Here is a 14,849-nt window from a genome sequence, read left to right as displayed (position 1 = left end):
GCGGATGGCTGTGCAGCGTGCCTGCAAAAGGCACTGCCTTCGCTCGTCGCCTCCCGATGCTGACAATCGACCAGCGCATGGAAGTCATGCGCTGGGAAACTCCGGTTGAACTCGGTGCATGCGCCGGGCGCCCGCTCCAAATGCGGTCACAAACGGGGTTTACCGAAACCTTAACGGCAGGTCCCCGAGACGGGAGTTTGCCAAAGAAACAAGGGTCGGTGCTGCCGCTTGATGGCGCGCCGACACATAGCCCGCCAAGCGGGTGTTCAACGTGTCTGTCGCAGGACAGGCTGAAGGAGTGGCATGCGGACCGTTAGGGGTACATCCCTGCTTTCCGTACTGGTTATTGGACTGTTCGCCGTTCCGGCGGGCGGCGCTTTGGCTCAGGACAGCGTCATCGTGTATCCCGAGACCATTCCGGCTGAGGGATTGCCCGAGGTCGGGTTGCCGCCCGGCGCTCTGCCGAGCGATGCGACGCTGATGCAGCCGGTGCCCGCCGAAACGGCCATGGACGCAGCCCTCAATATGGCAAACATGCTGGACGGTGCTGGCGGCGGCGTCTCGAGCGACGCCTATGTCGCGGCGCTCGAAGATGCGGCGGCGGCCGGCCAACCGATGGCGATGTGGCAGCTCGGCACCATGTACGAGAATGGCCAGGGCGTGGCCAAGGACCCGGTCAAGGCCTTCGGGTATTTCGCCCAGATCGCCAACCAGTACGCCGATGCCGCTCCGCGCGGGGTTGAGGCCGATATCGTGGCCCGCTCCTTCGTGAAGCTCGGCGACTACTATCGCGAGGGTGTGCCGGATGCTGGCGTCTCGCAGGACCGCGAGGAATATTATCGCGTGCTCCAGCATGCGGCGTCCTACTTCGGGGATGCCGATGCCCAGTACCAGCTCGGCATTCTGTTCCAGCAGGAAGACGGCCCCGGTGTGAGCGCGGTGATGAGCGCGCGGTGGTTGCGCGAGGCGGCGGGCAAGGGGCATTGCCTGGCGCAGGCGCGTCTGGGCGATCTGCTGTTCAACGGCCTTGCCGACTATGAGGCTCGGCCGCTGGAAGGGCTGATGTGGCTCAACGTCGCCCATATCCGCTGCGGTGGCAGCCTCGACGCGGCCTGGATTGACGAACTGCTGGCGCGGGCGCAATCGGTTGCCGCTCCCGAGCACCGGACCGAGGCCCTGGCATTGGCGAGCAGCATCGCGCCGCAGTTTGCCGGGTTCTAGAAGGTAAACTCACCCTCCACCGGCACGTGGTCGCTGGGCTTGTCCCAGCCTCGCACGTCCTTGTGCACCACCACATTCTCGAGCCGGTCGGCGGCCTGCGGCGACAACAGCAGGTGGTCGATCCGGATGCCGGCATTGCGGCGCCAGGCGCCGGCCTGGAAGTCCCAGAAGGTATAGGTGGGCTCGTCTGTCACCGAGCGGAGGGCATCGGTCAGCCCGAGGTTCTTGAGGGTGCGGAACCGCTCGAGGCTCTCGGGGCGATAAAGGGCGTCGCCCCACCAGCCTTCCGGATTGTGGGCGTCGATGGGTTCGGGGATCAGGTTGAAGTCACCCACCAGCACGAACGGTTCTTCCAGCCGCAATCGCTGCTCCACATAGGATTCCAGGCGGCGCATCCAGCTCAGCTTGTAGGGGAATTTCTCCGTGTCCACAGGATTGCCGTTGGGCAGGTAGATGTTGCAGACACGGATGGCGCCGGCCTCAACCGAGAACACCCCCTCGATCAGCCTTGCCTGCTCGTCGCTATCATCACCCGGCAGCCCGCGGCAGACCTCGTCGAATGGCAGCAGCGACAAGATGGCTACGCCGTTCCAGCTCTTTTGCCCGTGCGTCTCGACATTGTAGCCGAGAGCTTCGATCTCGAGGCGCGGGAAACCCTCGTCGACCGTCTTGATCTCCTGGAGCACCACGATGTCCGGCTTCTCCTCGGATAGCCAGCGCAGCAGTGATTCCAGCCGCGCCTTGACGCCATTAATGTTCCAGGTGGCGATGCGTAGGCCCATGGTCCTCTCCTAGAACACGTATTCGGCATAGGCCGCGTTGCGGACTTGTCTCGGGAAGGCGCCGAGGCAGCCTTCGAAGGCCGTGTTGCTCATGGAGAGCATGGTAACGCCGTTGACCGGGTCTACAAGCCAGGAATGGCCATAGACTCCGCCCCAATTGACTGTTCCTGGTGCCTCCGGCGTTTGCGCCGCCTGCGGGTCGTCGACTATGGCGCCGAAGTAGCCGAAGCGCTGCCCGGCGTCGTCACGCGGCAGGTCGCCGATACGGTTCGAAAACGCCAAGTCAACAGTTTCGGGCCGCAGGATCGGTGCGCCGCCCCGGCGGAGAGCCTCGAGGAAGCGGAAAATGTCGCCGGGCGTGCCAGCCATGCCAGCACCACCTGAATGAAAGGCATTCGCGTCGAAGATGCGAGACGGCGAGAAGGTGGTTGGGCCACCCAGATGATTGTGCAACACGTGCGGGTCTTCCATGGGCACCGGCTCTGTATCGCCATCCGCATAGGCCTTCGCCAAGCGCTGCGGATCGGCCACGAAGTACCCCGTCTCCTTCATCCCTAGCGGACCGGTGACGTGGGCGGCTACGGCGTCGCCTAGTGTTCCCCCGTGCACCCTGGCGAGTACGGCACCGAGAACGTCGGTCGCGACCGAGTACTGCCAGCCGGTACCGGAAGCGAAGCTCAGCGGCTGCTCGCCAATCAGGGCGGTGTTCTCGTCCAGGGTCTGGCCGCGTGTGGGGCCGAGGCCGGTGTTGATGTGGGCGGGATAGCTGTAGCCGAGGCCGGATGTGTGCGTGAGCAGATGGTGGATCGTCACCACAGGGATCGTTCCGTCGGCGAGCTTGGGCCGGAAGTAGGGCAGGTGGTCCGTGACGGGGTCGTCCAGCCGCAGCAGGCCCTTGTCCACCATCGCAAGAGCAGTTGCAGCGATGAGGGGCTTGGTGACCGAGGCCAGGCGATAGATCGCGTTCTCCGGCATAGGCACGCCCGCCTCGCGGTCGGAGTGGCCGGCGGCGCGCCGGTACACGATCTCCCCATGCCGTGCGACGATCACCTCGGCACCGACGATGCGCCCGCCGGCGATTGCAGCATCGATGGCCGAGTCGAGCTTGTTGCCCATGGTGCCCTCCTGGAGTTGGGGCGCACCATGCCGGATTCGGTAGAGCGCGTCTGCTGCTCAGGCGCCGTCTGCGCCGAGCTCCCGCTGCCGTTGCAGGAAGTTCGCAGCTTCGCTGTAGCGGTCGTGTATTCGGCGGAAGCGGCGGAGCGTGTCGCTTGGCAGATCGAGCTCTGCCAGTTCGTCGTGAAGGGCCTTGAGTTCACCCTCGATCGCCTGCATCTCGTCGAAAAGATGGGTGATCTGGGCCTCGGTGAGGCGAACGACTGTGGCCATCTTCTCCTCCTTTTGGCGGCAACCAGCAGGACGGGCGAAGGGTTCCAGACCTAACAACGGGTCAGGGAAGGGGGCGCTAGACCGCGAAACTCGTGCCGCAGCCGCAGGAAGCCACGGCATTGGGATTGCGAATCTGGAAGGACTGCCCGATCAGGTCGTCCACATAGTCGATCTCTGCGCCACCCATGAATTCAAGGCTCAGGGAATCGATGAGGACAGTGGCGCCGTTCTTGGACAAGACCACGTCATCGTCCGTAGGAGTCTCCTGCACGAGGTTGTACTCGTACTGGAAGCCGGAGCAGCCGCCGCCGGCTACCGAGATGCGCAACACCGTGCCTTCCGGCTCCTTGGACAGGATGCGGGCGACGCGCTTGGCGGCGCGGTCAGTGAGCACAACCTGCGGAGGGGCGAGGGTGGCCATATCGCTCATCGGACTTCACACCGTAATGTCATAACAGTGGGCTGAAGATAGGCACTTCGCCCGCGGTTGAAAAGGGTAGCGCCGCGCACATGATCGATACCGCGCCATACGCCAGCAAGCCGGAACATTCCTTGGGGCGCCTGCATGGCACAGGGCCCAGCCCGACCCGCTCCGAGTTCCAGCGGGATCGCGATCGCATCATCCACTCGACGGCGTTCCGCCGGCTGCAGAACAAGACCCAGGTGTTCTTGCAGCACGAGGGCCGGCATTTCCGCAATCGGCTGACCCATACGCTGGAAGTCAGCCAGATGGCGCGCTCGATCGCCCGAGCCCTGATGCTGGACGAAGATCTGGCGGAGGCCGTTGCCCTGGCGCACGATCTCGGGCATACACCCTTCGGCCATGCCGGCGAGCGCGCGCTCGATCGGGCGATGTCGCCCTATGGCGGCTTCGACCACAACCTGCAGGCGCTGCGCGTCGTCACTCTGCTCGAAAGCCGCTACGCCGAACATGACGGCCTGAACCTCACTTGGGAGACCCTTGAAGGAATCCTGAAGCACAACGGGCCGCTGCTCGGTCCGGCCGGCAAGCCGGTGGGGCGTTATGCGGAGTACGGACTTCCCCGCGGCATCGAGGAAATCCCCACGCCGGCTGACCTGCGCCTCGACAGTCATGCCTCACTCGAGGCGCAGGCCGCCGCCATCGCCGATGATATCGCCTACAACGCCCACGACATCGATGATGCGTTCCGAGCGCGTTTGCTGGTGCTCGAAGATCTGGTGGATGTGCCCATGGCCGGGCCGATCGTCCGGGAGGTGCTCGAGCTCTATCCCGCCATCGACGCCAAGCGCCAGGCGCACGAGGTGCAGCGCCGGCTGATCACCCGCGCCATCGAGGACGTGATCGCCGAGAGCACGGCTGCGATCGCCACAGCAAACGTGCAGTCTGCCGAGGACGTCCGCCGCGCGGGAACCACGCTGATCCGGTTCTCCCCGGCCACGGCCGAGGCGGAGCAGGGGCTCAAGACCTTCCTGTTCGACAAGGTCTATCGCCACGAGTCCGTCATGGCACCGGTACGGCGCAGCGAGCAGGTGGTGGAGGAGTTGTTCGCCCGCTACATGGCCACCCGCAACCTGCCGGGCGTGTGGGGCGCCGCCGCCAGGGCCGCTGGCGACGATTTCGCGGCCGCTGCGGTTGTGCGGGACTTCCTTGCCGGAATGACCGACCCCTACGCTCTCAACGAGTACGGGCGGCTGTTTGACGCTCGTCCGGAATTGCTTTAACCCCGGCGCGCTTCCCCGCCCCAAGGTTTTGTCATGGACGTCTTCGCCCTGTTCTCCGCGCGCATTGCCGAGGCAATGCAGCAGCTCTTCCCCGACGCCGGCGCCGATCTGATTGCCCGCATCGTGGTCGAGCCTCCGCGCGATCCCGCCCATGGCGATCTGTCCACCAATGCCGCCATGGTCGTCGCCAAGCCGCTCGGGCGCAACCCGCGCGAAGTGGCGACGGCGCTGGCGGAGCGCTTCCGTGACGATGCTGATGTGGACGCGGTCGAGGTCGCCGGTCCGGGGTTCCTCAACTTCCGGCTGGCTCCTGCCGTGTGGCACCGGGTGCTGCACTCGATCGCCCAACTCGGTCCGGACTATGGCCGCTCAACCATGGGTGGCGGCACGCGGGTCAATGTCGAATATGTCTCCGCCAACCCGACGGGGCCGATGCATGTGGGCCATACCCGCGGCGCCGTGTTCGGCGATGCGTTGGCGGCGCTCATGGCCTATTCCGGCTACGACGTCACCCGCGAGTACTACATCAACGACGCCGGCGGCCAGGTGGACACACTGGCCCAGTCGGCACTGCTGCGCTACCGCGAGGCGCTGGGTGAAACCATCAGCATCCCGCCCGGCCTCTATCCCGGCGACTACCTTGTGCCCGTGGGGCAGGCGCTGAAGACCGAATTCGGCGACAGCCTGCTGGGCATGCCCGAGGCCGAAGCGTTACCCCTGGTCAAGGACCGGGTGCTTGCCGCCATGCTGGACCTGATCCGGGCCGACCTCGCCAAGCTCAACATCCACCACGATGTGTTCTTTTCCGAGCGTACGCTGCACGGGCAGGGGGGCGATATCGACCTCACCCTTGCCTGGCTGCGCGAAGAGGGGATGGTCTACGAAGGCCGCCTCGAGCCACCCAAGGGCAAGACCCCGGAGGATTGGGAAGACCGCGAGCAGACCTTGTTCCGCGCCACCGACTATGGCGACGACGTCGATCGGCCGCTGGTGAAGTCCGATGGCTCCTACACCTATTTCGCGGCCGATATCGCCTATCACCGCAACAAGTTCCTGCGCGGCTTCACCCAAATGGTGAATGTGTTCGGCGCCGATCACTCCGGCTACATCAAGCGCCTGCAGGCCGCGGTGAAGGCCGTGTCCATGGGCGCCGCCGATGTCGACGTGAAGGTGTGCCAGCTCGTGCGGCTGCTCAAGAACGGCGAGCCGTTCAAGATGAGCAAGCGCTCCGGCGACCTAGTGACCCTCGCCGACGTGGTGGAGGAGGTCGGGCCCGACGCCACCCGTTTCATGCTGCTGTTCCGGCGCAATGATGCGGCGATGGATTTCGACTTCGCGCTTGTCAAGGAACAGACCAAGGACAATCCGGTCTTTTACGTCCAGTATGCCCATGCCCGCACCTACTCGGTGTTCAAGACTGCGCAGCGGGACCTGCCTGAGCTCGACGTGTCGCCGGCAGCGTTGGCTGCGGCCGATGTGTCGCTGCTGCAGTCGACGGCGGAACTGGACCTAGTGCGCGTGCTGGCGCAATGGCCGCGCACGGTTGCGGCGGCCGCAGCAGCCCATGAGCCACACCGCATCGCCTTCTATGCCCATGATCTTGCAGCGGCGTTCCATGGCTTCTGGGCCAAGGGCAAGGACGACCCGCAGTTACGCTTTGTTAATGGTGCAGAGCCGAATCTGACTCTTGCCCGACTCGCACTCGTGGATGCGGTGCGTCAGGTGATCGTGAATGCGCTTGGTATCCTGGGTGTTGCGGCCCCGGAGGAACTTTCATAATTCCGGCGCAAATTCGTGTTGACTCCGCCAAGTTGCGCCCCTGCGAGGCGCCCAGGCAGGAACGAGAAAGCGCTGCTTGATGACAGCCAAGCCCCAGCAAACCGACCAGTCCAACGCCGCCGATGATCTCATCGCCGAATTGGCGCGGCTGATGGCGCAGGATGCCGGGACGGAAAAGCCGCCCGAGCGTCCGGCTTTTTCCTTGCGCATTCCAGGCGAGCCGGCTGCTCCTCCTCCCGCTCCCAGCAACAGCATCCCGGCACCCCGTTTCGATTTCAGCGCAGCCAACCCTGACCGGGTGGCTCAGCCGGCCCCTGCGGTTGAGCAGGGGACGCCGGCGAGCGGCCCCGCTGCTGCCACGCCCTTCAGCTTCAATACCGATCCGCAGCCGAAGGCTGAAGTTGCCGAAGCGTCCCCGGCCCCGGCCGTGCCCGCCACTGAAGATGCCATCGCACAACTGATCGAAGCCGAGTTTGCCAACGCTCACCCCGAGCCGGAACAGCCCGCAGTCCAGGAAACTGTTGCCCCTGAGCCTGTGGCGGCTGTTGCGGCGGAGCCAGCACCTGTGCGTCCGGCCGATCCGGTGCAGGATCAGTTCCGTATTCCACCGGTCTTTGGTCTCGGTGGGGCGCCAAAGCCGCAAGCGACGCCTGTTCCCGATGTCAGCCGCCCACAGCGTGACGAGCGGTCTGTCGCTAGCCACACGCGCCCGGCCATGGACCCGATTGATGAGATCGAGAGCCTGATCGGTCGCGCTGTGCAGGTCGGCCTTGAGCAGCCGGAAAAGCAGCAAGAGCAGCCGGTCGAGCCGGTGGTCGATTTCGTTCCTGCTCCGGCGCCGGAGCCGGAGGCGCGTCCTGCTGCCAGCCCGACCTTGCGCAGTCTTGCTACGCCCACCCTCAAGCCACCGCCGCAGCCGGCTGCGCGGGGCAACCTGTCGGCTGCCGATGAGACGATCATGGCCGCTGCCCATGCCACTGGGGCGCAGTTGGAGTGGGTCGACGAGCCGGAGGTCGAGGAACCAGTTCTACAACGACCCGAGCGCCGTCGCCCGCGCCTGGTCTTCTCCCGCGCGGTCGCGGGTCCCGCCGTTGCGGTTACTCTGCTGTTGGCGGCCGGGTTTGGGCTCTATTGGGTGCTCGGCCTTGGCACAACGGAAGGCCCAGCGCCTCTGCTTACCGCGAGCGCCGAGCCGGTCAAGGAAGTGCCGGAGGTTTCGGCCGAGACGAGCGCTCCCCCGCAATCCGTGGTGTTCAACGAGATCGCCGGTGGCTCGCCCGAGCAAGAGCAGTTGGTCTCACGAGACCAGGCTGACGTGACCGAGCTTGCGGCGGCGACCACTCCCCCCGGCGCCGTGGACTCGTCCGCGAACCGTAAGGTGCGCACGGTCACCGTTCGTCCGGACGGCACGATCGTCAGTGGTGAGGACAGCCTTGCCGGCGGCGCGATCCTGCCGGTGGCCCGCCCCGACGTTCCGGAGGTGCCGGGCGCCACGGATGCGAGCCCGCTTCTGGCCAGTGTCGGCGCTGCTTCGGAAACCGCGGCGCCGGAAGGCGCTGCCGAAACGCGTGCGCTTCCCGCTGAGGCGGAAGCTGCCATTGCCGAGACTGCACCTGCGCCCGAAGTTCCGCCAGTCGAGCCGGGCACCTATGTTGCCGCCGTGGACGTTGCAGGCAACCCGATCCCCGGCAAGACCGCCCCGGTGCCGATGGTGAAGCCGCAGTTCTCGACCGCGGTTCTTGCTGCTGCGGCGCAGGCGGCACTTCCGCCGGCGCCCAGCACTGCCAATGCCTTGGTTGCTCCGCAGGCGACCCAGCAGGCATCGCTCCCGCCGCCACCTGCTGCCGCGCCAGCACCGGCTCCGGCCGCATCGGCAGGAGAGGCGCCGGCCTATATCCAGCTCTCTTCGCAGCGGACGGAAGAGGCTGCGCGCGCCAGCGCTCAGGAGATCGTCAACCGCTTCGGTCCGCTGTTCGGTGGCGGGAACCTGGAGGTTCAGCGCGTCGATCTCGGCGAGCGCGGGATTTTTTATCGCGTGCGCGCGCCGGCGGCTTCGCTGTCGGATGCCAACACCGTGTGCAACAACATCAAGGCGGCAGGCGGCGACTGCTTCACCATGTAGTGGCCGACGGAAGCTGTGATCACTTGAAAGGCGCTGCTCGCTCTGAGCGGCGCCTTTGCTTTTCGGGCCCGGCTTGACGCTGTCGCTGGCAGCCGCCATGGATTGAGCATGTTCCCGAGAGCGGCTCAAACACGATGACGACCGCACCGACTGACTGGCTCGAGCCGCCACCGGCGCCGACAGAGGAGGTCATGCACGTCGATGTCGGCGGGTATGAGGGTCCGCTCGACCTGCTGCTGGATTTGGCGCGGCGGCAAAAGGTGGATCTCGCCGCTATTTCCGTGTTGGCGCTCGCCGAACAGTATCTCGCCTTCATCGCGACGCTCCGGGACCGGCGCATCGAAGTGGCGGCAGATTACCTCGTGATGGCTGCCTGGCTCGCATATCTCAAGAGTCGGTTGATGGTGCCGCAGGCACCCAGCGACGAGGAGCCGTCGGGCGAAATCCTGGCGGCCATGCTGCAGTTTCGGCTCAAGCGGCTCGAGGCAATGCGCCGTGTTGGCGGCCAGTTGCTGGAGCGGCCGCGATTGGGACAGCAGGTGCATCCGCGAGGATCGCCGGAGCCGCTGGTGGTGCAGCGCCGGAGCCTGTGGGAAGCATCGCTCTATGATCTGCTCAAGGCCTACGCTTCGCAGCGCGAACGCAAGGTTCGACTGGAGTATGTGCCGCGGCAGCGAACCGTGTGGTCCCTTCAGGAGGCGAGAGAAATTCTTCAGCGGCTGATCGGTGACAGCATGGAATGGGTCGCCATGGACAACTACCTGGCAGAATATCTCGGCAAGCCCGAGGAGCGGGCGACCATCCGTGCCTCTACCTTCGCCTCCAGCCTGGAGCTCGTGCGGCAGGGGGAGATCGATATCCGGCAGACGGAGACCTTTGGTCCGTTGCTGGTGCGGCGTCGGGGCAAGCATCGGTGAGCGAGGCTGAAGGCTCGGAGGTTCTGGAGCGCCAACTTCGTGTCCTCGAAGCGCTGTTCTTCGCCGCCAGCGAGCCGCTCAGCCCGGCCAGTCTGACGCCCTATCTTGGTGAGGGAGCCGACGTCGGCAAGCTCATTGAGGTTCTGCAGCGGCGCTATGCCGATCGCGGCGTGAACCTCGTGCGCCGCGGCGACAAATGGGCATTCCGTACAGCCGAGGACCTCAGCTACATCCTGCGACGGGAAGAAGAAGAGACGCGGCCGCTGTCGCGGGCGGCGCTCGAAACCCTGGCGATCATCGCCTATCACCAGCCGGCAACGCGCGCCGAAATCGAGGAGGTGCGCGGTGTTGCCACCGGCAAGGGTACGCTGGATCTGCTGATGGAGGCTGGCTGGGTCCGCATGCGTGGGCGGCGGCGCAGCCCGGGCCGGCCGGTCACCTATGGCACGACCGAGGCCTTTCTCGACCACTTCGGGCTCGAAACCCTGGCCGACCTGCCTGGCCTCGAGGAACTGAAGGGAGCCGGCCTGCTCTCCGGGCGACTGCCTGCCGACATGCAGATACCGCTACCTTTCGATGGCACTCTGCGAGACGACGAAGATCCGCTTGATCCTGATGACAGCGGGCAAGACGAACCCGAGGAAACGTGACCGGGGGACAGGAACACGTCCTTGTGTTCCTCAGCGTTTGAACCTATTTCTGACCCATCTATCGCGTGTAACGCGTTCGTATTCGTAGGGGAGACCATCATGCACGCGCCAGGTATTTGGGGCATTCTCGTTGTCGCCGTCGTCGTCATCCTGCTGTTTGGTCGCGGCAAGATTTCCGGCATGATGGGTGAAGTCGCCCAGGGCATCAAAGCCTTCCAGAAGGGCATGAAGGACGAGGACAAGCCCGTCGAGCGCGTGACCACCACCGCCGACACGGCCACTCCCGCTGCTACCGAAGCCGAGAAGAAGGACGCCTGAGAGGCGTTCTCCGCCGGCCGGCGCAACGGATTGAGGGAATCGTAGCATGCTCGGCTTGGGCTGGACGGAGATGCTGGTGATCGGCATCGTGGCGCTGGTCGTCATCGGGCCGAAGGACCTGCCCGTCGTGATGAACCGCATCGGCAAGGTTGCCGGGCAGATTCGACGCATGGGCACGGAGTTCCAGCGCGAGATCAATCGTTCCACTGGCCTCGACGAGGTGCGGAACCTGCGCAATTCCATCTCGGCACCGTTGAAGAAGACCACCGAAGAGATTCGGCGCGAGTTCAACACGATGACGCCGACCGGCCCAAAGCCCAGCGGCGCCATCAAGCCGACGGATCCCAACGTCGAGAGCGTCGTCGATGAGATCAAGGCGCGGGCCAACATGCCTGTGGCCAAGACTGCGGACGAGAAGGCTGCCGAGTACGGGTTCAAGCCATCCAGCGCTCCCAAGACGTCCGAACCAGCCGATGCTTCGGTCGCCGAGGCCAAGCCGGCGCCGAAGCGTAAAGCACCGGTCAGGGCCAAGGCGGCGCCGACCAGACCCGTCGTAGCCACGGACTTGCCGCCGGTCGAGACTGCTCAGGCGAGCGAGGCGGCGCCGCCGGCGCAGTCCGAGCCTGCTGCAGCGCCGCGCAAGCGTGCTGCCCGGAAGACTGCGCCTTCGAATATCGATGCTGGCGCGACCGAGCCCGTTGCGAGCAAACGGGCCACCCGCAAACCTGCCGCGGGCGCGGAAACGGCTCCTGCACAGTCCGAGCCAGCAGCGCCCAAGCGCCGCCGCGCAGTCAAAACCACTGACGGGTCCGCCGAATGAGCGAAACCAAGCCCGTCGAGGATAGCAAGCCGACACAGGACGAACTCGCCGGCAGCGAGGCGCCGCTGATCGAGCACCTGATCGAGTTGCGCAAGCGGCTGATCTATTCGGTCGTCGCCGTGGTTGCGCTGATGGCCCTCTGCTTCATCTTTGCGTCGACGATCTACGACTGGCTGCTGCAGCCCTATCGCGACGCCGTGCCGGATGCAGAGCTGATCTTCACGGCGCCGCAGGAACTGTTCTTCACCTATCTGAACGTCGCATTCTTCGGCGCCATTTTCCTCGGCTTCCCGGTGATCGCGAGCCAGATTTACATGTTCGTGGCTCCGGGCCTCTACAAGCACGAGCGCAAGGCCTTCATTCCCTACCTCGTGGCGACCCCGGTCTTCTTCCTGCTCGGCACGGCCATGGTGTACTTCATCATCCTGCCGATGGCGCTGCATTTCTTTGCCGGCATGCAGACCGACGACATCGTCATGCTGGTGAGCGCGAAGGAGTATCTCGGCTTTGCCATGGTGCTCATCATCGCGTTCGGCGTCTGCTTCCAGTTGCCGATCGTGCTGACGCTCCTGGCGCAGATCGACCTCGTGAACGTCGAACTGCTCAAGAAGGGCCGCCGTTACGCCATCGTCGGCATTCTGGCATTCGCGGCCTTCATCACGCCGCCCGACCCGATTTCCCAGATCGGTCTTGCCTTGCCCATGTACGCCCTCTACGAACTCTCCATTCTGTCGGTGCGGTTCATCGAGAAGCGCCGGGCCGCGGCGCTCGCCGCACAGGAAGCCGAGCTCTCCGGCTCATCGTCCGAATAGGCTGCGCCGCTATTCTGCGGGCGCAGCTTCTGTTGCCCGCGGCGCAAGCAGGCACGCCCTGGGCACAAGACCATAAGCCTGTAGCCAAACCGGAGGCGGGCAGGGGCCCGCGCACGCCATGTTCGATATCAAGTGGATCAGAGCCAACGCCGAAGCCTTCGACGCTGCCGTTTCGCGGCGCAAGAACGTTTCCGTGCGCGCCTCCGATCTGATCGCGATCGACGAACGGCGCCGCGCCGTCATCACCCGCCTCAACGAGGCGCAGGAGAAGCGCAACGCCCTCTCCAAGCAGATCGGCCAGGCCAAGGCGCAGAAGGACGAAGCGCGCGCCCAGGAGCTGATGGCCGAGGTCGCCCGGCTCAAGGAGACGATTCCCGCCGACGAGGCCGAGGAGCGCGCCGTCGAAGCCGAACTCCGCCAGGCGCTCGAGACCATCCCGAACCTGCCGCTCGAGGACGTGCCCACCGGCGCCGACGAGAACGACAATGTCGAGTATTTCGGCGCCAACGGTACCCCCGAGACCGCTGCCCGCGTCCGTCCGGCCAAGCCGGCGCTGACCTTCGCCCCCAAGCAGCATTACGAGCTCGGCGAAGCGCTCGGGCAGATGGATTTCGAGGTCGCGGCGAAACTCTCCGGCAGCCGCTTCGTGGTGCTGAAGAGCCACCTGGCGCGGCTCGAGCGGGCCCTCGGCCAGTTCATGCTCGACCTCCACACCACCCAACACGGTTACACCGAAGTGCAGCCGCCGCTTCTGGTGCGCGACGAAGCGCTCTACGGCACCGGCCAGTTGCCAAAGTTCGAGGAAGACCTGTTCTTCACGCCCCATGGCGAATCGCGGCTGGCGCTGATCCCCACCGCCGAGGTGCCGCTCACCAATTTCGTGCGCGATTCGATCGTCGCCGAGGAGGAACTGCCCCTCCGGCTCACCGCGCTCACCCCGTGCTTCCGCTCCGAAGCCGGCTCGGCCGGCCGCGACACTCGCGGCATGCTGCGCCAGCACCAGTTCGACAAGGTGGAACTGGTCTCGATCACCACGCCGGAAACTTCCATCGACGAGCACGAGCGCATGCTCGGCTGTGCCGAAACCGTGCTGCAGCAACTCGGCCTCCACTACCGCGTCATGAAGCTGTGCACCGGCGACATGGGGTTCGGCGCCCGCAAGACATATGATCTCGAGGTCTGGCTGCCGGGACAGGACACCTATCGCGAGATCTCGTCGGTCTCGGTGTGCGGCGATTTCCAGGCCCGCCGCATGGAGGCACGCTACCGCCCCGCCGGCGAAAAGCAGGCCCCGCGCTATGTCCATACCCTCAACGGGTCCGGCACTGCCGTCGGCCGTTGCCTGATCGCGGTGATGGAGAACTACCAGCAGGAGGACGGCTCCATCATCGTCCCCGAGGTGCTGCGACCCTATATGGGCGGCCTCACCAGCATCGGCGGTCGCTGAGCCATGCGCATCCTCATCACCAACGACGATGGTGTGGATGCGCCCGGCATCGCCATCATGGCCGACATCGCCCGGACGCTGACCGACGACATCTGGATCGTCGCGCCGGACGGCAATCAGTCAGGGGCAGGGCACCGCTTCAGTTTCGGGCGGGAGCTCGCCTTCGACCAGCGCGACGACCGCACCTATGCGGTCGTCGGCGGCTCTCCGGCCGACTGCGTCGTCGCCGGTATGACCTACCTGCTGGCCGACCAGCCGGCCGATGTGGTGCTGTCCGGCGTCAATGCCGGCCAGAATCTCGGCGATATCGTCAACTGCTCCGGCACCGCCGCCGGTGCCCGAGAAGGCGCCATGCAAGGCGCGATCGGCATCGCCGTCAGCCAGGGCGTCAATTACGAGCGCGGTCACGATGTCGATTGGCGCAATGCCCGCCATCATGGCCCGGCCGTGGTGCGGGCGATCATCGAGGCGGCCGAAGGGCGCGAGCACTACTACAACGTCAACCTGCCGTTCTGCGTGCCGGACGCAGTCACTGGAATCGCCGTGGTGCCGCACCAGCGATTCTCCCGCTCGCCCTTCCGTTATTACGGCAGCGACAATCCCGGCAAGTTCTTCATCGCCATCCCGGAAACCCCGCTACCGCTCGATCCGCAGGCTGATTTCGAGCGTATGCGCCAGGGCAACAGCATCACGGTTACGCCGATGCTGTTGCAGCAAACCGATCACGGGCTCGCCGAAAAGCTGGTCGGGCAACTGACGCTCTAGGGCCGTCGGCGCCTTAACCTTACCCAATCCGGAATCCGGTCTGACGCTTTTTCGTCAAACTGCAGCGAGTTTAAACTCGCCTTTACCTTACCCGCTTAGATTCACACTCGTGTTGAGTACCTG

At 65.3% G+C, this 14,849-nt stretch carries 15 protein-coding genes; 11 read left to right on the top strand and 4 right to left on the bottom strand.

Going from position 1 to position 14,849, the window contains the following annotated elements; all coding sequences use genetic code 11:
* The first annotated feature begins 303 nt into the window (after positions 1-303).
* The gene (locus ACFSX5_RS18580; RefSeq protein WP_386835438.1) at positions 304-1,221 is read left to right on the top strand and encodes a tetratricopeptide repeat protein; all 918 of its coding nucleotides are present in this window, start codon (positions 304-306) and stop codon (positions 1,219-1,221) included.
* On the opposite strand, the gene xth is transcribed toward ACFSX5_RS18580, so the two are convergent.
* The 4 genes from xth to erpA form a co-directional block, all read right to left on the bottom strand.
* Entirely contained in the window at positions 1,218-2,003 is a 786-nt protein-coding gene (gene xth, locus ACFSX5_RS18575; protein WP_386835437.1) for an exodeoxyribonuclease III, read from the bottom strand. The two genes, ACFSX5_RS18580 and xth, sit on opposite strands and share 4 nt — an antisense overlap.
* 9 nt (positions 2,004-2,012) lie before the next feature.
* Positions 2,013-3,119, bottom strand: coding sequence for a serine hydrolase domain-containing protein (locus ACFSX5_RS18570; RefSeq protein ID WP_386835436.1), 1,107 nt, complete (start codon positions 3,117-3,119; stop codon positions 2,013-2,015).
* 57 nt (positions 3,120-3,176) lie between these two features.
* Positions 3,177-3,392 carry a hypothetical protein gene (locus ACFSX5_RS18565; protein ID WP_386835435.1) on the bottom strand — a complete coding sequence of 72 codons (216 nt, stop codon included), beginning with the start codon at positions 3,390-3,392 and terminating at the stop codon, positions 3,177-3,179.
* Positions 3,393-3,468: 76 nt separating this feature from the next.
* On the bottom strand, positions 3,469-3,813 hold the full coding sequence (gene erpA / locus ACFSX5_RS18560) for an iron-sulfur cluster insertion protein ErpA (RefSeq protein WP_386835687.1): 345 nt from the start codon (positions 3,811-3,813) through the stop codon (positions 3,469-3,471).
* Between the two features lie 89 nt (positions 3,814-3,902).
* Between erpA and ACFSX5_RS18555 the strand changes: the two genes are divergently transcribed.
* From ACFSX5_RS18555 to surE, 10 genes are all read left to right on the top strand, one after another.
* Positions 3,903-5,096, top strand: coding sequence for a deoxyguanosinetriphosphate triphosphohydrolase (locus ACFSX5_RS18555; protein WP_386835434.1), 1,194 nt, complete (start codon positions 3,903-3,905; stop codon positions 5,094-5,096).
* Positions 5,097-5,129: 33 nt separating this feature from the next.
* Positions 5,130-6,875 (top strand): arginine--tRNA ligase, encoded by a 1,746-nt coding sequence (gene argS / locus ACFSX5_RS18550; RefSeq protein ID WP_386835433.1) that lies wholly within the window; start codon positions 5,130-5,132, stop codon positions 6,873-6,875.
* A gap of 79 nt (positions 6,876-6,954) precedes the next feature.
* Positions 6,955-8,997, top strand: a complete 2,043-nt coding sequence (locus tag ACFSX5_RS18545; protein ID WP_386835432.1) for an SPOR domain-containing protein — start codon at positions 6,955-6,957, stop codon at positions 8,995-8,997.
* Positions 8,998-9,131: 134 nt separating this feature from the next.
* Positions 9,132-9,914 carry a segregation and condensation protein A gene (locus ACFSX5_RS18540; RefSeq protein WP_386835431.1) on the top strand — a complete coding sequence of 261 codons (783 nt, stop codon included), beginning with the start codon at positions 9,132-9,134 and terminating at the stop codon, positions 9,912-9,914.
* Entirely contained in the window at positions 9,911-10,564 is a 654-nt protein-coding gene (gene scpB / locus ACFSX5_RS18535) for an SMC-Scp complex subunit ScpB (protein WP_386835430.1), read from the top strand. The genes ACFSX5_RS18540 and scpB overlap by 4 nt, the downstream gene beginning before the upstream one ends.
* 99 nt (positions 10,565-10,663) lie before the next feature.
* A complete protein-coding gene (tatA, locus tag ACFSX5_RS18530) occupies positions 10,664-10,882 on the top strand; it encodes a twin-arginine translocase TatA/TatE family subunit (RefSeq protein ID WP_386835429.1) in 219 nt (72 codons plus the stop codon).
* Positions 10,883-10,928: 46 nt separating this feature from the next.
* The gene (tatB, locus tag ACFSX5_RS18525) at positions 10,929-11,702 is read left to right on the top strand and encodes a Sec-independent protein translocase protein TatB (protein WP_386835428.1); all 774 of its coding nucleotides are present in this window, start codon (positions 10,929-10,931) and stop codon (positions 11,700-11,702) included.
* The gene (tatC, locus tag ACFSX5_RS18520) at positions 11,699-12,514 is read left to right on the top strand and encodes a twin-arginine translocase subunit TatC (protein WP_386835427.1); all 816 of its coding nucleotides are present in this window, start codon (positions 11,699-11,701) and stop codon (positions 12,512-12,514) included. Before tatB ends, tatC begins: the two co-directional genes overlap by 4 nt.
* 118 nt (positions 12,515-12,632) lie before the next feature.
* Positions 12,633-13,961: a serine--tRNA ligase gene (gene serS, locus ACFSX5_RS18515; protein WP_386835426.1), complete on the top strand. Its 1,329-nt coding sequence runs from the start codon at positions 12,633-12,635 to the stop codon at positions 13,959-13,961.
* Between the two features lie 3 nt (positions 13,962-13,964).
* On the top strand, positions 13,965-14,726 hold the full coding sequence (gene surE, locus ACFSX5_RS18510; RefSeq protein ID WP_386835425.1) for a 5'/3'-nucleotidase SurE: 762 nt from the start codon (positions 13,965-13,967) through the stop codon (positions 14,724-14,726).
* Positions 14,727-14,849 lie beyond the last annotated feature (123 nt).

This window comes from Devosia albogilva (genome assembly GCF_042685625.1).
Classification (GTDB): domain Bacteria; phylum Pseudomonadota; class Alphaproteobacteria; order Rhizobiales; family Devosiaceae; genus Devosia; species Devosia albogilva.
The sequence above is the reverse complement of the archived record's forward strand: the minus strand, read 5'-3'. Positions and strand labels throughout refer to the sequence as shown.